The sequence below is a fragment of the Actinophytocola sp. genome, from assembly GCF_009379765.1.
In the GTDB taxonomy this organism is placed as follows: Bacteria; Actinomycetota; Actinomycetes; order Mycobacteriales; family Pseudonocardiaceae; genus Actinophytocola.
On sequence record NZ_WHTD01000183.1, the window covers coordinates 1 to 16,185 of the forward strand.

The following is a 16,185-nucleotide window of genomic DNA, read 5'->3' on the forward strand; positions in this document are numbered from 1 at the left end:
CGTCGCCCACGGTGAAGTCGCGCTCGACCGTATCGTTCGACGACGGCTCGGCGGTGAACTGCGGAGAGTCCATAGGTGTTGCCTTTCGGGAGTGCCTTGTTGTCGAGGCGCTCCCGGCGACACCTACGTCAATCGCCCGACTGTGACGGGAAGGGGGAGCACCCACATCGATACAGCGTTCATGGGTCTCACCTCCTCGGGCGGTGTCACGGTCGAGTGCAAGCTACAAGCCCGAGCATCACCCCGTCCAATCCTTTCCCAGCCACGTGACCGGCCGCCCCGCGCGGCTACTTTGCACCGTGGGTCAGAGATAGGAGACCGGGGCCGTCAAGCTCGCACCTCCGCTCCGGCCCGCAACCCCACTACTTAACATAATGTAGATTATCGAACTTTGGGTATCAGGCCGGGAGAGCGCCGGCCCGTTGCGAGCAGCCCCCTGACAGTTCCGCCCCGACGACGGCGACGGCTGTGGACAGGACGCGCCGGGCACGACCCGAACGGTCGGTGTCGCTCACTAGGTTTGGTTCGGGGGGCTGCTCAGCGCTGACGGCTGTTCCCTCCGGCCTGGCCATCGAACCGTCCACAGGCGCTCGCCCGTGCGCCGGTTTCTGTCGGCACCCTCAAGTACGCTGGAAACCGGGGCCGGAGGCCGCACCGCGTTCGAACGGGTGACCGTTGCCGCCACTCTCCTGTCCCCTCCACCTGCGACTAGTTTCGTCACGTGACGTAATGGCCCGAGGGTCCCCAGGAAGGCTCCAGCGCGTCTGGACCGGCCTGCTGTAGTCGACCTTTATCCACCTTTGAGTCGTCCGCCTTACGCTCGGACAGCGAGCAGCACAAGAACACCACACGTGCGAGTGGACGGGAATTCTATGAGCAAGGAAAAAGTCATCTGGCTCGATGGAGAGCTCGTTCCGTGGGACGAGGCGACCATTCACGTCACCAGCTACGGCCTTTATTTCGGAATTGGTTTCTTCGAGGCGATCCGAACGTTCGACACCCCGGACGGCCCGGCGTTCTTCCGGCTGGACGACCACTTGAAGCGACTGTCCGACACCGCACACACCTACCTGGCGACACTGCCGTACTCGCAGAGCGATCTCATCGCCGCGTGCAAGCAGGTCGTCCAGGCCAATGATCTCGCCGAATGTCTGGTTCGCCCCATCGTATTCCTCGGCGACGGCGACCACCCATTGGCCGCGAAATGGCGTGCAACGGTTATCGCGATGTCCCGCGGACCATATGTGTCGCTCCCCGACGAGGGCGGAATCCACGCCAAGATCAGCAGTTTCCACCGGATGAGCGCCAACGCGCTGCCCCCCGCGGCCAAGGCCACCGGGCAGTACCTCAACGCCTACCTGGCCCAGTCCGACGCCCTCGGCGCCAAGTACGACGACGCCCTCCTGCTCAACGAGCACGGCCACGTCGTCGACGGCTGGGTGCACAACATCTTCGTCGTCCGCGACGGTGTCGTCCGCACGCCACCGGTCAGCGCCGGCGCGCTCGCGGGCATCACCCGCGACACCATGATCACGCTCGCCCGCGAGCAAGGCCTGACCTGCGTCGAGGAGAACCTCGTCCGCACCGATCTCTACAACGCCGACGAGGTCTTCCTCACCGGCACCTCCGCCGGCCTCGTCCCGGTCATCTCGGTCGACCGCCGCACGGTCGGCGACGGCAAGCCCGGCGAGATCAGCCGCACGCTCGCCGACATGTTCGGCGACATCGTGCACGGCCGGGTCGACATCCACGCCGAGTGGCGGGAGCCGGTCGGATGACCAGCGGCGCGGCCCGCTGGTGGACGCTCGCCGCGGTGTCCGCCGCGGTGTTCATGGTGATGCTCGACCTCACCGTCGTGAACGTGGCACTCCCCCAGATCCGCAACTCGCTCGGCGCCGACTTCTCCGCGATGCAGTGGGTGATCGACGCGTACACGCTCACCCTCGCGGCGTTCCTGCTCACCGCCGGCTCGCTCGCCGACGCGTGGGGCCGCAAGCGGGTCTTCGCGGTCGGGTTCGGGCTGTTCACGGTCGCGTCCTGGGCGTGCGGCATGGCCGACGACGTCCTCGCGCTCAACCTCGCCCGCGCGGCGCAGGGCGTCGGTGCCGCCGTGCTGTACGCGGTCGGGCCCGCGCTGATCGGCCACGAGTTCCGCGGCAAGGCCCGCGGCCTGGCGTTCGGCATGTTCGGTGGCATGTCCGGCCTGGCCATCGCGCTCGGGCCGGTGATCGGCGGCGCGCTGACCTCCGGGCCGGGCTGGCGGTGGATCTTCCTGATCAACATCCCGGTCGGCCTCGTCGCGATCCTCATCACCGTGCTGCGGGTACGGGAGTCGCGCAACCCCAAGGCACACGGCGCGGACTGGCCCGGCCTGCTGACCTTCTCAGGTGCGCTCGCGCTGCTCGTGTTCGGGCTGCTGCGCGGCAACGAGGAGGGCTGGACGAGCCCGCTGATCCTGGCTCTGCTCGGCGGCGCGGTCGTGCTGCTCGGCGCGTTCGTCCGGGTGGAACGCACACGTGGGCCGCGGGCGATGTTCGACCTCAGCCTGTTCCGCAACCGCACGTTCGTCGGCATCGCGCTGGCCGCGCTGTTCGCCAACGCAGCCGCGATCCCCGCGGTGTTCTTCGAGATCTCCGCCGTGCAGAACCTGCTGCACTTCTCGCCGTGGGACACCGGCGTCCGGTTCCTGCCGCTGACGCTCACCCTGTTCGTGTTCTCCGCGCTGGCGGGCGCGCTCACCGGCCGGATGTCCATGCGGGTTCTGGTGTTTCTCGCGTCGATGTTCATCGCCGGCGGTCTCGCGCTGGTCGTGCTGGCCGACGAGCACACCGCATGGACCGTGCTCATCCCGAGCATGATCGTCGGCGGCGTGGGGCTGGGGATGTTCCAGCCGCTGCGGGCGGCGATCTCGATCGGCGTGGTCGAGCCGGAGCGCTCCGGCATGGCCTCCGGGATCAACGAGACGTTCCAGCAGGTCGGCGTCGCGATCGGGATCGCCGCGCTGGGAGCCTTGTTCGAGAGCCGTGTCGTGTCGGCGTTCGCCGGATCCGCGGCGGACGGGCAGTTGGTGGCCGCCGGGCAGATCGACGCGGTCGGGCAGGCCGGGCCGGAGGTGCTCGGCGCGGCGCGGCAGGCGTTCGTGTCCGGCTTCCACCAGACGATGCTGGTGTGCGCGGCGCTCGCCGCGGTCGCCGCGGTGATCGCGCTGGTGATGATCCGCACCCGGGACTTCCACGCGAGCGCGCTGTCGGCGATCCCGCCCGAGCTCGACGACGCCGAGCCGTCCCGACCCCGCGAAGTCCAGGGAGCACACCGATGACCGCCAACCTGTCGAGCCCGGTGCGCCCGACGGTCGAGCCGGCCGACCTGTCGTTCGAGAGCACCGTGCCGCGCGCGATCGTGCACCGGCACGCGGTGAGCGAGGTGTTCCTCACCGACTCCGCGCGGCTGTCCGACACCGAGTTCCTCGTCGCCGCGCACCTGCCGACGACGCACGGGTTCTTCGGCGACCAGCTCCGGTCCGGACGCGCCGACCCGCTGTACTTCGTCGAGGTGTCCCGGCAGGCGTGCGTGCTGTTGGCGCACCGGTACTTCGACGTGCCGCGCGGGTTCGGGTTCGTGTTCCGCGGCTCCACGATGTCCGTGCTCGACGCCGGCGCGCTGCGGCTCGGCGCCGAGCCGGCCCGGGTGGTGCTCACCGTGAGCGTGCCGGACGTGCAGTACCGCAACGGGACCGCGTACCTGATGGAGCTGTCCATCGTGGCCTCGGTGGACGGTCGGCGGGCGATCCGGTTCGGCGGCGTGCAGCTGATGCTGCCGCGCGAGACGTTCGCCCAGCTGCGCGCGACCGGCATGGCGCAGCTGGCGACCGACGCCGGTGGGCAGGACGGTCCGCCGCTAGTGTCGCGTGACCCTGAAACCTTGACGCCGCTGCGGCCAACGCGGCCCCTGGCTGCGTTGGAGAAAAGCCCAAGTACATCCAGTACGAGCGGCTTTCCTCCGCCTTGCCAGGAACCACGTGGATCCACAGCGGACGCAAAGGAACAAGATCACGCGACACTAGAGCCGGCGGCGATCGGCCGGACCGACCCGCGCAACGTGGTCCTCTCCCCCGCCGGTGATGATCATGAGCTCATCGTCGACCGGACGCACCCGGTGTTCTTCGACCATCCGCAGGACCACGCGCCGGGCCTGCTGCTGGTCGAGGCGTTCCAGCAGGCCGCGTTCGCCGCGCTGTACCGGCCCGACGCCGCTCCCCCGGCCCTCGAGTCGCTGGACCTGACCTTCGACCGGTTCGTCGAGCTCGACGTCCCCGTCCGGGTCCGGTCCCGGGTGGACGGTCCGGTCGTGACCGTCGAGCTGGTCCAAGGTGGACAGACGGCGGCCAGGGCGACGGTGCGGGTGCGCTGATGGACGTGACGATCAAGGCCGTGCTGTTCGACTACGGCGGCGTGCTGACCAACCCGATCGAGGAGTCGCTGGTCACGTTCGCCTCGCGCAACGGGCTGACCGCCGGGCAGATCAACGCCGCGGTCGGCGCGGTGTCCCGGCGGGAGGGCTACCCGCTGATGGGTGCGCTGGAGACCGGGCTCGTCACCGAGATCGAGGTGGCGCGCAAGGTGAGCGCGGAGCTCAGCCGGGCCACCGGCCGCTCTGTCGAGATCGTCGAGTACCGGGAGCAGTGGTTCGGCTGCCGGCTGCCCAACGAGGCGTTGCTGGACTACCTGCCGGAGCTGCGCGACCGGGGATACGTCCTGGGTCTGCTCACCAACAACGTCCGGGAGTGGCGCACGTCGTGGCGGGCCGGGGTGCCGGTGTCGCTGTTCGACTGTGTCGTCGACTCCTCGGCCGAGGGGGTCCGCAAGCCCGACCCGGCGTTCTACCGGGTCGCGCTCGACCGGCTGGGGCGGCTCGGGGTCGCCCCGGGCGCCTGCCTGATGGTCGACGACGTGGCGGACAACTGCGCGGCGGCGGCCGGGGCCGGCATGCGCGCGATCCGGTTCACCGGCACCGAAGAAGCCATCACCGCCATCGAACGAGAGCTGCGGCCATGACAACGAACCCCGTCACCCACATCCCCGTACTCGTGATCGGCGCCGGCCCGACGGGCTTGGCGACCGCGGCCCTGCTGCGCCGCCACGGCGTCGAGGTCCGGCTCGTCGACCGGGCCATCGGAACCAGCGTGCAGTCCAAGGCGAACCTGCTGTGGTGCCGCACGCTCGAGGTCCTCGACGAGCTCGGTCTCGCGACCGCGGCGCAGGAAGCGGGCGACCCGCTCGTCGAAGGCCGCTACTCGGCAGGCGCGAAGCGGCTCGCGACCGTGCGGACCAACGCGGTGCCGGGCACCCGGTTCCAGCCGACGATCGTGCAACAGAACACGACCGAGCGGATCCTCGCCGGTGCGCTGGACGTCCCGGTCGAGTGGGGCACCGAGGCGCTCGAGTTCGCTGTGGACGGTGAGCGGCCTGAGGTGCTGCTGCGCCGGCCGGACGGCGGGACCGAGCGGGTGCGGGCGGAGTACCTCGTGGCGTGCGACGGGATGCGCAGCCGGGTGCGGGCCGCGGCGGGGGTGGAGTTCGAGGGCGAGGCGATCGACGAGGACTTCGTGCTGGGCGACGCCGAGGTGTCGACCGACCTGGAGCGCAACACCGCGTACCAGTTCTTCGGCACCGACGGGTTCCTCATCGCCTCGCAGCTGCCGGGTGGGCTGTGGCGGCTGGCCGGGCCGGTGGGCAAGCCGGTCGAGTCGCCGGGGCCCGCGGACCTGCAGCACCTGGTGGACAAGTACGCGCCGGGCACGATCACGGTGACCGGCGCGGCGTGGGTGGACAGCTTCCGGATCTCGCAGCGGGTGTCGCCGGGCTTCCAGCGCGGCCGGGTCCTGCTCGCCGGCGACGCCGTGCACGTGCACAGCCCGGCCGCCGGGCAGGGGCTCAACAGCAGCATCCAGGACGCGCACAACCTGGCGTGGAAGCTGGCGTTCGTGGTGCGGGGGCTCGCCGGCCCGCGGCTGCTGGAGACCTACGGCCACGAGCGCAAGGAGGTCGCCGAGGCCATCCGCCGGGTGACCCGGATGCAGGCGAAGATGTGGTTCATGGCGCGCACGCCGCTGGCCCGGCTGCGGCGCACGGCGATGCTGCGCCTGCTGGACCGCACCGGTGCGTTCGAGCGCAAGCTGCTGCCGCGGCTGGCGCAGCTGACGATCGACTACGCAAGCTCGCCGCTGACCGGGGGCGCGGCGCCGAGGAAGGACCCGCTTCGGCCCGGGCTGCGGCTGCCGGACGTCGAGGTGACGCTCGCCGACGGCGACCGGGCGTGGACGTTGGCGTTGTGCGCGGACACCCGGCTGACCCTGCTGACCGCGGCGCCCGGCGCGCTCGACGCGCTGGCCGCCCGGTACTCCGCGGCCGTGGTGCTGCGGCCGGTCGTGGCGGGTGGGCCGCTCGCGCCGCTCGCGACCGATGTGGTGGCGGTTCGCCCGGACGGCCACGTCGGCTACCGCGGCCCGGCCACCGACGTCGCCGCGCTGGAGCGGTGGCTCACCGGCCCGCTCGCCCTGACCGCCTCGATCCCCACCTCGATCCCCGCTGGAGCCCACGATGCGACTGACCACTGACCTCTACCTCGCGGGCGCCGCGGCCTGGTTGCCGCCGGCGATCTCCGCCAAGCAGGTCGCCGCGAACGGCGGCTACACCGAGGACGAGCTGAACGTGAACGGGATCGTGTGCGCGCCGGAGGGCAGCGACAGCCCGCCGGCGATGGCCGCCCGCGCGGCCGCGACAGCGCTGTCCCGCTCGGGCGTCGCGGTGTCGGAGGTGGCGCTGGTGCTGCACGCGTACTCCCACCACCAGGGACAGGCGTTCTGGTCGCCCGCCTCGTTCGTGCAGCGGTCGGTCGGGGCGACGGCGGCGTGCGCGATCAACGTGGGGCAGATGTCGAACAGCGGGATGGCGGCGGTGGAGCTCGCGCTGCCGTACCTGGCGGCTCGGCCAGGGTCGGCCGCGCTGGTGACGACCGCGGACCGGTTCTGCGCGCCGAGCTTCGACCGGTGGACCGCCGACCTCGGCATCGTCTACGGCGACGGGGCCGCCGCGCTGGTGCTGTCGGCGTCGGCCGGGTTCGCGCGGGTGCTGTCGATGCGGACGTGGACAGAGGCGTCGCTGGAGCAGCTGCACCGGGGCAACGTCGCGTTCAGCGACCACCCGGGCGAGGTGGCGGTGGACGTGCGGCGGACCAAGACCGACTACGTCACCGAGGTCGGGCTGCCGTCGGTGATCGAGCGGTCGTCCGCCGGGGTGAAGTCCGTTGTGGAGGGTGCGCTCGCGGATGCCGGGCGGTCGATGGACGACATGGCGGTGGTCGTGCTGCCGAACCTGGGTCGGCACGTGATCGCGGCGCAGTACCTCGGGCACCTGGGGCTGGTGCCGGAGCGGACGCTGATGGACTGGGGTGCGCACACCGGGCACCTCGGCGGCGGCGACCAGCTGGCGGCGGTGGCCCGGCTGGTCGAGGCGAAGCGGGTGTCGGCCGGCCAGCACGTGCTGCTGGTGGGCGCGGGCGGCGGGTTCTCGTGGTCGGCGGCGGTGGTCGAGGTGCTGAACGTGCCGGAGTGGCCGGAGCAGACCGCGATGCCGGCGCTGCCCGCGGACGTCTGACCCGCTCCCACCCGACAGTGGCCGGGATGCCCTCGTCGGCATCCCGGCCACTGTCGTCGGGAACTTCAGCTCTCGGGCGCGAGCGGCACAGAGTGGAACAGCGCGATCTTCCAGCTCCCGTCGATCCGGCGCAGCACCATCGTGGTCGGCGCGATGTCCTCGTGCCGCTTGCCGGCGAAGGTGTACCGCTGCTCGACGACATAGGTGGCGACGGCCGTGTCGCCGTACTCGCGGATCCCCATGTCGCGAATCTCGGAGACCTCGTCGGTCAGGGACGACTCGAGGGTGGCCAGGTGCGCGCCGATCTCGCCGAGGCCGCGCTTCCAGGTCCGCATCACGCCGTCGACGGCCTGCATGTCGGCGGCGAGCATGGTCGCCACGCGGGTGACGTCGAGTGCCTCCATGGCCTCGTAGGCCTCGCGAACGAATTCCTCGATGCTGGTGCCGGTCTGCTGTGCCATTGTTTGCGCCATTGACTGTGTCATGGTTTCCGCCCTTTCCCGTTGGGTGGGTTGGCGGAATGGTCACCCGCGCATCGGATCAGCGCCAGAATCGACCGTGCACATCCGACCAGGTCTCGAGTGGACGTAGTATTACGTCGGGAATGTCACTTCTCGGGTGGCATCGGCACCGACTGGAAGAGGACGATCTTCCAGTCGCCGTCGACGCGGCGCAACACCATCGTGGTTGGCGCGACGTCCAGGTAGTCCTGCCCGGCGAAGGAGTACCTCTCCTCGACCAGGTAGGTGGCGATCGCGGTGTCGCCGTAGTCGCGGACCACCATGTCGCCGAGCTCTGAACCCCAGCGCTGGAGCGATGACTCGAGCGCCGCCAGGTGCTGGCCGACCTCGCCGAGGCCGCGCTTCCAGGTGCGCATCAGGCCGTCGACGGCCTGCAGGTCGTCGCTGAGCATCGTCCGTACCCGGTCGACGTCGACGGTCTCCATGGCCCGGTACGCGTCCCGGACGAATTCCTCGATGTCGGTGGTGGTTCGTGGTGCCATGTACTCGTCTCCGTCCTGGTAATTGTCGCACTGCGTGTTTCCGTAATTCTCCCGCGTAATCGGCGGTGGGCACCAGAATCGTCCGCGCCGACACGACCGAGGCTTGAGAGGCCACTGGGCACAATGGGACCGCAGACAATTCACGAGTAAGGGGCTCGGGCGATGAGTTCGGTGAGCGTGATGGGACTCGGCAGCTACCTGCCGGCCGCCGAGGTCGGTCTCGACTTCTTCTACGGCGACACCATCCCGGACGACCCGATGTCGAACAGCCCGCTGTTCCGCCAGCCTCGCACCCGGCGGCACGTGGCGCCGGGTGAGCGGGCGGCGGAGATGATCCGTGACGCCGCGCTGCCGATGTTCGAGCGGCGCGGGATCAGCCCCGCTGGCAACGTCGACGTGCTGATCACCAACGTGCTCCTGCCGGACGGGCTGTTCACCGGCTGCGGCGCGGAGGCGGCGGACCTGCTCGGTTGCGTCCCCGAGTGGATCATCGACCTGCACAACGGCGGCTGCGCGTCGTTCCCGTACATGTTGAAGCTGGCCCGCACGCTCATCGCCGGCGGCGAGGCACGCACCGCGCTGATCTGCAACGTGCAGAACACCGCCGGCCAGGTGTTCGCCCAGCCCGGGGTGCGGACAGCACCGCACGCGGCGGTCCCGGGCGACGGCTGCGGCGTGGCGTACGTGACGGCAGGCGGGCACTCTCCGCTACTGGGGGTCGAGACCCGGAACACGCCCTCGGTCGCCACGGACCTCGGTCCGGCCACATCGGACGGTCGCAGGTTCTGGGAGCCCGGCCAGGGCGAGCTGGACGTGCGGTTCGCCGAGGACAAGACCGCGGAGATCATCGGGCGGGGCAACGCGCTGGTGCCGGACGTGGTCAACGACCTGTGCAAGCGGATCACCGTGAGCCCGGCGGACATCGACGTGCTGATCACCAACCAGCCGAACCGGATCTTCCTGCGCACGTGGCGGGACGCGCTCGGGCTGGAACCGGGACGCCACCTCGACACGTTCGACAGGCTCGGGAACCTCTACGGCGCGGGCGCGCCGGTGACGTTCGCCGAGGCCGTTCGCGACGGTCGGATCCACGACGGCGACCTGGTGGTGCTGGCGGGCTTCGCGCACGCCGGTGACTTCGCCGCGGCCGCCGCCGTCCGCTGGCGGTCCTGACAGAGGCGGCCGAGACGGTGGCGGCCCTGATAGTGGCGGCCCTGATGGTGGCGTACCCACATCCGGCCTGACCCGGGTGTCATCACCTCCTCGGTCCGTTCCACGGGTCCGCACAGCCGGCGGTCGCGGCCGACCGTTGGTGGTATGGCATTACTGCGGGTGCTGCGCTTCGATCACGCGGTGGGGGATGTACGGCGACGGTCGACGGAGCCATGCCCGTGCTCGCCAGCAGCAGGCCCGGCCGATCCCCGCTCGGGCATGCGGCCGCGGCACGAACGCGTGCCGCGTGTGGGCCGGTGAGCTCGACCGCGGCCAGCCCGCCGACGACCCGTACGTCCCGCACGAGGTCCTGCGCGGTCAGCGGGCGCAACGCGGTGGCCAGCAACGTGTCGAGCTCGGCCACGTCCCGCGCCGCGCAGTTCCACCGGTCCCACCGGTCCAGGACGACGTCCACCACCGCGAGCGCGAGCGGGTTCCCGGCAAAGGTGGACGAGTGACTGCCGGGCGGGAACACGTCCGGCGCCGCGAGGGGCTCCCGGGCCCACACGCAGCTGAGCGGCGTCACCCCGTTGGTCAGAGCCTTGCTCGCGACCACGATGTCCGGCTCGATGCCGTGCAGCTGGAAACCCCACTCCGGGCCGAATCGGTGCAGTCCGGTGAAGATCTCGTCGACGACGATGAGCCCGCCGAGCGCACGCACGTGGTCGACCACCCGGCGCAGGTGGTTCGAGTCCGGCAGCACGAAGCCGCCGACGTTCAGCAGGGGCTCGATCACCAGCGCACCCACCTGCGGCGGCACGCCGAGTGAGTCGTCGACCCCGAGCCGTTCGATCGCCGCCGCGCACCCCGGGTTGCAGCCGCCTCCCGCAGGCTGGTGTGGGCAGGTGGTGCAGTCAGGGGAGGGCAGCCGCACCACTTCGGGGCCCGACCACGGCTGCGCGGCGCGGTACCTGCTGCTGGCGCTCAGGTGCGCGGTGAACGGTGATCGACCGTGATAGCCGCCCTGGAACGTCAGCACCGGGGCGGGGCCGCGATTGGCCGCGACGATGCGCATGGCCATCTCAATGCCCTGCGCGCCACCGAGCTCGACCGCGACCCGGCCCGGCGCGCCCAACGGCCCGGGCGATGCGCTCCTCGAGCCGCGCCAGCACGCGGACCCGGAGATCGGACTCGCAGAACGACGGCAGCCCCGGCATGCGCGCCGCGAGCTCGCACGCCTCCCGCAGGATGCCGGCGTCGTACCCCCACGACGCCGCGCCATTGGCCGCTTCGGCGTCGAGGTACTCGCGGCCGTCCTCGTCGTGGAGCCAGTTGCCGGCCGCGCTGGTGAACCTCACCCGCGGCGGCGTCCGGTACACCAGGTCGCCCGCCGCGACCCACTGGGGGACTGTCGCGTTCGCCGAGTGCGTCGTCATGTCATCACTGCCGGCAGGCGCCATGCCTCGGCGTCCACTTTGCGCAGTTGCGGCGCCAGGCCCGGGACGTTGCACTCGATCTCGCCCGTCGCGATCGACAGGATGTCCCAGAGCAGGCGTTTTGGCGGCCGGCGTGCGGGGAATGCGTCGAGCAGGGCCGTCCAGTCGCCGCCCGGCTCGCCGGCGAGCGCCCCGCCGCGCGACGCCGACGACTGCGGGGTCCGGATTCATGACCAGCCGGCGCCAGCTGCTGGTCGCGTCGAGATCGTGTGCTGGCAGCCGCGAGCTGCGTGCGACCGACCGAGACGCCTTCCTGGCCTACGTCATCCGCAAGATCACCCGGCCCTGGTGAGGCTCGTGATGACCTCAGCCGAGCATGAGCAGACGCTGCTAGACAACCTTCCAGCCGGCAATGGCACGATTCCCGATGTCGTCGACACCGGGGAGAGTCCACATATGCGCCGTGATCCCGAGATCCCGCGCCTGGTCGGCATGACCGAGGCCGCCGAAATGCTCGGGGTTGTGCGCCAGCGAATCTGGCAACTGATCGAGGAGGACAAGCTGCCGGCCGTCATGGTGGGACGGATCTACGTCCTGCGTGAACAGATCGTCCTGGAGCACAAGGCCCAGATGGACATCGAACGCGCACGCCGAGACAAGCAAGACTGACCCATCGGGGCCGCAAGCGCAGTGATGGAGAGAGCACCGACCAGGGCGAGTCTGATCGCCGCGCGTCGGCGAGCGGGGGTTCGAGTCCTCCCGGCCCCACACTTTCTCCGACCGTGACACTGCGTACTGTTACACGAGGTCAGCGGCGTGAGCAAATCGTCGAGAGCGTCTACCGGCGGCGGTGTTCGAGCAATGCCGTCGCGGCGCCGTGCAGGCGTAGCTTCCAGGGGCGTGGTTCGGCCTCGGCGATCTGACCCCAGAGTCCGGCGTTGATCGCGGCGAAGGCGTCGAGCGCGTCTGCCGTGCCGTTAGTCCAGATGGGAATCCCGGATGCCCAGGCTTCGGCGTCGGCTGGGGTGTGGCCCTCGGCGATGAGCCAGAGCGCGGCGCAGGCTGTGTCGATCCACGCGGCTCCCAGGGTTGGCCAGGACCAGTCCACGATCCGCACGCCGGCATCGGTGATCAGGATGTTGTGCGGGTTGAGGTCGGTGTGCAGCAGTTGATCTCCCGCCAGGAGACCAGCGTCAGCTCCGGCGTTCTGGGCGGCGTCAGCCCATCGATCCTCGACCCGCCTGCATGCGACGTTCGGTGACTCCAACTCGGCCAGTTCGCCGAGCACACACGCGACGGCGAGTAGGTCGGTCGATTCGGGTCCGAGGTCGGCGGGACGGCCGTTGAGGTGCTCGAACCCGAGCACGTGCCAGCCTCCGGTGTCGATCTGCCAGAGCAGTCGGGGCGCGATCGGCTGGACGTGCTGGTTGATGTCCGCTTCTCGACGCTGGGCGGCGGCGCGGTCGGTAGGCACGCCCTTGGTGAACACCATGCCGGAGTCGGTGCGCAGACGTGCGGTGAACGCCGCGTTGAGACCGCGGCTGATCGTGCTGACCTGGTGCACGTCGCCCGTGTGTTCCTGGACGGCCGCGCGGACTCGCTCGGGCAGGTCGTTCCAGTCGGCCCGCGCCGCGACCGGCGTCATGCCGTGCGCGGCCGAGCCGGTCGTCGGGGTCACGCGGCGACCGTGGCGGCGAAGCCGAGCGAGCGCAGCCCTTCGGAGAGGAACAGCCGGTCGGAGGCGTAGCCGGCGCGAGTTTGCAAGAGCTGGTAGTCGGCCTGGTGCTGGGTTCCCCACCGCTCGGCTGCGCGCCACAGCGCCCGACCGTGGCTGTTGCCGCGCTGGCCGGGCAGCACGCCGAAGTATTGCGGCAGCAGCATCCGGGAGCCTGACCGGTCCGGCATGATCGTCAGCGGTCCGATCGCGCCGACGACGGCGCCGTCCACCTCGCTGACCAGGACCGGCCCGTCGAACCGTCCCGCGCTGCGGCGTCGGTGGAGGAAGTCGAACCCGTGGTCGGCCATGGCGTGCGCGAACGCCTCGAACGAGGCGGCGACGTCAGGCGCGCAGGCATCCAGTTCGCCGACGGTGTGCTCGCCGGCTGGGGTGTCGGGCTGGTCGTGGGTGAACTCCTTGAGCAGGACTCGCGTGCGGTCGGCGTCCGCGGCCTCGTCGGTGTCGAACCAGACGACTCGCCCGTTGGCGGCACCGTACGTGGTGCAGCAGCGTCGAGTGGCGGCCCGGAGCGCGTCCAGGTCAGGGTTGTGGCCGTAGTAGAAGGTCTTGACGGTGCCGCTGCCGCGTCGCGACAGGACGGGGATGATCGTGTGGTCGGGTCGGTGCACGACCTCGTCGATGAGTATGGTGTCGGTCTTTCGTGGCGACCAGCGGCGGTCCTTGTCGAACGGCAGCGTGGTGCCGGTGCTGCTGGCGGTGAGGATGTCGGCGAACACGTCGGTGAACATCTCCGCATTGAACTGGTCGGGGTGCGCCGGCCCGAGGATCGGCACGTAAGGAACGCTCAACACGCGGCTCAACCAGTCTGCCCGCAACTGCATGCCGGGAGGCTAGAACCGCGCGGTGGGCACCAGCGTGCGGACACGCCGATGCCCACCTCATCGGGATCAGTACGGGTTGTCGTCGCCCGCGTTGCAGCTGCACTTGGACGACTCGACCAGCACGTCGAGGTCTTCGACGAACTCCAGCTCGTCGCTCCCCGTCGACGGGGGCTTGAGTTCCACCAGGACAGCGGTCATTGCGATCACCTCCTCTCCGAACTCGGCGGTCAGGACCCGTGTTGGCAGTAGGCGGACAGCGGCGCCTTGGCCTTGCGGTAGAGCGTCACCAGCGGCATGCACGTACCACAGGTGCCTTGCAGCTGGCACCCGGTGCATCCGCCCTGGCGCAGCAGCAGTCCGTCGGCGATCCCGCCGAGCCGCGTCAGCCCCTCGACGCCTTCGTCCATGAGCGGGATCTGCGGGTCGCGGCCGACCTTGCAGATGCTGGCCATGCCGTGCGGGTCGACGTGGAAGAAGGTGTGGCCGGCGCTGCACCCGGTGAACGGCTTGCGCTTGCGCAGGTACTCCTGCGACTGGGCGGGCAGCGACTCGGCCCCGCCGTAGATCGTCGGGGACATGTTGGAGAACACGTGGTACGGCAGGCCGAACTGCTCGGCCAGCGCCTTCATGTCCTCGACCTCGTGCGCGTTGGTGTTCGTGACGATCAGGTTGAGGTTCATCGGCAGGCCGGGCCTCGTTCGCGGCGGTCATGCCCTTCATGAACTTGTCGAACGACCCGCGACGACGGGTCAGCCCGTCGTAGCTCTCGGCAGTCGCGCCGTAGACGCTGATCGTCATCCGGTACGGGCGCAGCGTGGTCAGCATCTCCAGGATCGCCGGGTTGTGCAGCCGCGAGCCGTTCGAGGAGATGGAGAGCATCATGCCCAGCTCGAACGCAAGCCGGTACACGTCGAGGAACAGCTTGTCGATCAGCGGTTCGCCTCCGGTGAGCTGCAACCACAGCACTCCGGCGTCGCGCATGATGTGCAGCAGACGTTCACGATCCGGCCAGGACAGCCCCTCGAACTTCTTCAAGCCCAGGTAGCAGTGCTCGCAGTCGTAGTTGCAGCCCAGGTTCAGCTCATAGGACGCTCGCCCGTACCCGAACGGCGAGACCGAACGGACGAGCACGGCCTGGTCGACGCTCCGGTCGGTCAGGTCGAGGTCGGGCCAGCGCCGCCGTGCCGCGTCGACCAGCCATGTGGGACACGGCTCGCCGGGGGCTTGCTCCAGTTCGTGATGGCGGCGGGAGCCGATCTTGATCCCGCTTGGGCTGCCAGGGCGCAACAGGAGGTAGTCGTCAAGGAACTGGCTGGCGATCAGGTCGTGCACAGGAGGCTCCTCTCAGCGTGGCCTGAGTTCCAGGCCGCTCGCGTTCCCCACTCCAGGACGTGATCTCGCCGGTCGGTCCGACTACGCTCCGACCGACGAGTTGCCGGCGGACGTGACGATCGGGGAAGTCGTCACGCTCACCGGGGCTTTCCGATCCGTCACCCGTCAACCGTGCCCGCACGCGGGCGAACTCGGCCTCCGATCCGGGTCAGGTTCGCTCGGGTGCCAGCTGTTTCGCCGACATGCGCGCGGCAAAGGTCGGCGAATGGATACGAGGCGTAATCATTGGTCAGCCAGGCGACGGTTGGTCAGCCCGGCGCGGCGGTCCTGGAGCCGGTGCACCAGATCGGTGGTGTCGGTCCCGCACAGCTCGGCCATCGACTCCAGCGCCGCCCGGTCCAGCCGCACGACGGGCTGCTGACCGTCCGGCAGGGTGCGCAGACAGGTCTTGGCCCACCGCGCCAGCGGCCCGAGTTTGGCCAACGTGGTCTTCGCCGCCGCTTGCAGGTCGATGGTCAGCCCGGACACCTGGCCTTCGTCGCCGATGCGGTCCATCACCCGCGACCACAGCTCCGGCAGCGAGGTCTTCAGCGCTTCGGTCAGCTCCCACAGCCGCACAACGCCGCACTGCCGGGTGCCCAGTTCGTAGGTCGCGAGCGTCTGAAGAGAGATGTCCTGCCCAAGCGCTGCGGCCAGGTCGCGGCGAGTCCAGCCCAGGCCCTTGCGCTCGTTGCGCAGCTCGTCCCCGAGCACGCGCTGAATCATTTCCGCCCGATGATCGACTGCGGTCGTCATGTGTCACCGTTCCTAGTTCTCATCGATGATCACCACGCGATCGAGAAGCTCCTCAGCGGCCCTCGCGATGATCATGTCGTTCGGGGTTCCGCTCCTCCGAGAGTTGTTCGCGTTGGGTGTAGTTCGTCTGGAGTGAGGCGTGCTGGTCTGTGACCTGTGAGTTTCCGGCCCTGATCATGAAGGAGGGCTCCTTCTCGCTACGTTCTCAGGTGCTTACGCCAAGGACGTGGTCAAAGAAGGAGCCCGGGTGCCA

General features: G+C 69.9%; 18 protein-coding genes, 1 tRNA gene and 1 pseudogene. 10 read left to right on the forward strand and 10 right to left on the reverse strand.

What is annotated here, in order from left to right; all coding sequences use genetic code 11:
* Positions 1-851 precede the first annotated feature (851 nt).
* Genes ilvE through GEV28_RS36410 form a run of 6 tightly spaced genes read left to right on the forward strand, consistent with a single transcriptional unit; the run spans position 852 to position 7,655 of the window.
* Entirely contained in the window at positions 852-1,778 is a 927-nt protein-coding gene (gene ilvE, locus GEV28_RS36385) for a branched-chain-amino-acid transaminase (protein ID WP_291417901.1), read from the forward strand.
* Complete coding sequence (locus tag GEV28_RS36390; protein ID WP_291417903.1) at positions 1,775-3,319, forward strand: MFS transporter; 1,545 nt, start codon at positions 1,775-1,777, stop codon at positions 3,317-3,319. The genes ilvE and GEV28_RS36390 overlap by 4 nt, the downstream gene beginning before the upstream one ends.
* Positions 3,316-4,410: an AfsA-related hotdog domain-containing protein gene (locus GEV28_RS36395; RefSeq protein ID WP_291417905.1), complete on the forward strand. Its 1,095-nt coding sequence runs from the start codon at positions 3,316-3,318 to the stop codon at positions 4,408-4,410. The genes GEV28_RS36390 and GEV28_RS36395 overlap by 4 nt, the downstream gene beginning before the upstream one ends.
* Positions 4,410-5,054, forward strand: a complete 645-nt coding sequence (locus tag GEV28_RS36400) for an HAD family phosphatase (protein WP_291417908.1) — start codon at positions 4,410-4,412, stop codon at positions 5,052-5,054. The genes GEV28_RS36395 and GEV28_RS36400 overlap by 1 nt, the downstream gene beginning before the upstream one ends.
* Positions 5,051-6,616 (forward strand): FAD-dependent monooxygenase, encoded by a 1,566-nt coding sequence (locus tag GEV28_RS36405; RefSeq protein ID WP_291417910.1) that lies wholly within the window; start codon positions 5,051-5,053, stop codon positions 6,614-6,616. The genes GEV28_RS36400 and GEV28_RS36405 overlap by 4 nt, the downstream gene beginning before the upstream one ends.
* Positions 6,600-7,655, forward strand: coding sequence for a ketoacyl-ACP synthase III family protein (locus GEV28_RS36410; RefSeq protein WP_291417912.1), 1,056 nt, complete (start codon positions 6,600-6,602; stop codon positions 7,653-7,655). The genes GEV28_RS36405 and GEV28_RS36410 overlap by 17 nt, the downstream gene beginning before the upstream one ends.
* A 65-nt stretch (positions 7,656-7,720) precedes the next feature.
* Here the strand turns inward: GEV28_RS36410 and GEV28_RS36415 are convergent, their stop codons facing one another.
* Together GEV28_RS36415 and GEV28_RS36420 are read right to left on the reverse strand one after the other, a co-directional pair.
* Positions 7,721-8,116, reverse strand: a complete 396-nt coding sequence (locus GEV28_RS36415) for a nuclear transport factor 2 family protein (RefSeq protein WP_291417914.1) — start codon at positions 8,114-8,116, stop codon at positions 7,721-7,723.
* A gap of 146 nt (positions 8,117-8,262) precedes the next feature.
* Positions 8,263-8,658: a nuclear transport factor 2 family protein gene (locus GEV28_RS36420; protein ID WP_291417916.1), complete on the reverse strand. Its 396-nt coding sequence runs from the start codon at positions 8,656-8,658 to the stop codon at positions 8,263-8,265.
* Positions 8,659-8,820: 162 nt separating this feature from the next.
* On the opposite strand from GEV28_RS36420, the gene GEV28_RS36425 reads away from it, so the two are divergent.
* Positions 8,821-9,831 carry a 3-oxoacyl-[acyl-carrier-protein] synthase III C-terminal domain-containing protein gene (locus GEV28_RS36425; RefSeq protein ID WP_291417918.1) on the forward strand — a complete coding sequence of 337 codons (1,011 nt, stop codon included), beginning with the start codon at positions 8,821-8,823 and terminating at the stop codon, positions 9,829-9,831.
* 82 nt (positions 9,832-9,913) lie between these two features.
* On the opposite strand, the gene GEV28_RS36430 is transcribed toward GEV28_RS36425, so the two are convergent.
* Entirely contained in the window at positions 9,914-10,885 is a 972-nt protein-coding gene (locus tag GEV28_RS36430; RefSeq protein ID WP_291417920.1) for an aminotransferase class III-fold pyridoxal phosphate-dependent enzyme, read from the reverse strand.
* A gap of 7 nt (positions 10,886-10,892) precedes the next feature.
* Positions 10,893-11,246, reverse strand: coding sequence for a hypothetical protein (locus GEV28_RS36435; RefSeq protein ID WP_291417922.1), 354 nt, complete (start codon positions 11,244-11,246; stop codon positions 10,893-10,895).
* 229 nt (positions 11,247-11,475) lie between these two features.
* Between GEV28_RS36435 and GEV28_RS36440 the strand changes: the two genes are divergently transcribed.
* From GEV28_RS36440 to GEV28_RS36450, 3 genes are all read left to right on the forward strand, one after another.
* Positions 11,476-11,598 (forward strand): hypothetical protein, encoded by a 123-nt coding sequence (locus GEV28_RS36440; protein ID WP_291417923.1) that lies wholly within the window; start codon positions 11,476-11,478, stop codon positions 11,596-11,598.
* On the forward strand, positions 11,595-11,915 hold the full coding sequence (locus GEV28_RS36445) for an excisionase family DNA-binding protein (protein WP_291417925.1): 321 nt from the start codon (positions 11,595-11,597) through the stop codon (positions 11,913-11,915). Before GEV28_RS36440 ends, GEV28_RS36445 begins: the two co-directional genes overlap by 4 nt.
* 6 nt (positions 11,916-11,921) lie before the next feature.
* Positions 11,922-12,014: transfer RNA gene (locus GEV28_RS36450), tRNA-OTHER, on the forward strand.
* 70 nt (positions 12,015-12,084) lie between these two features.
* Here the strand turns inward: GEV28_RS36450 and GEV28_RS36455 are convergent.
* From GEV28_RS36455 to GEV28_RS36475, 6 genes and pseudogenes are all read right to left on the reverse strand, one after another.
* Positions 12,085-12,924 (reverse strand): hypothetical protein, encoded by an 840-nt coding sequence (locus tag GEV28_RS36455; RefSeq protein WP_291417927.1) that lies wholly within the window; start codon positions 12,922-12,924, stop codon positions 12,085-12,087.
* Positions 12,921-13,805, reverse strand: coding sequence for a hypothetical protein (locus tag GEV28_RS36460; RefSeq protein ID WP_291417929.1), 885 nt, complete (start codon positions 13,803-13,805; stop codon positions 12,921-12,923). The genes GEV28_RS36455 and GEV28_RS36460 overlap by 4 nt, the downstream gene beginning before the upstream one ends.
* A 66-nt stretch (positions 13,806-13,871) precedes the next feature.
* Complete coding sequence (locus GEV28_RS36465) at positions 13,872-14,003, reverse strand: hypothetical protein (RefSeq protein WP_291417931.1); 132 nt, start codon at positions 14,001-14,003, stop codon at positions 13,872-13,874.
* 29 nt (positions 14,004-14,032) lie between these two features.
* Positions 14,033-14,485: a hypothetical protein gene (locus GEV28_RS36470; RefSeq protein ID WP_291417933.1), complete on the reverse strand. Its 453-nt coding sequence runs from the start codon at positions 14,483-14,485 to the stop codon at positions 14,033-14,035.
* A 22-nt stretch (positions 14,486-14,507) separates the two neighbouring features.
* Positions 14,508-15,137, reverse strand: a pseudogene (locus tag GEV28_RS42815) (radical SAM protein); the annotation flags it as partial.
* A gap of 282 nt (positions 15,138-15,419) precedes the next feature.
* The gene (locus tag GEV28_RS36475) at positions 15,420-15,932 is read right to left on the reverse strand and encodes a helix-turn-helix transcriptional regulator (RefSeq protein ID WP_291417935.1); all 513 of its coding nucleotides are present in this window, start codon (positions 15,930-15,932) and stop codon (positions 15,420-15,422) included.
* Positions 15,933-16,185 lie beyond the last annotated feature (253 nt).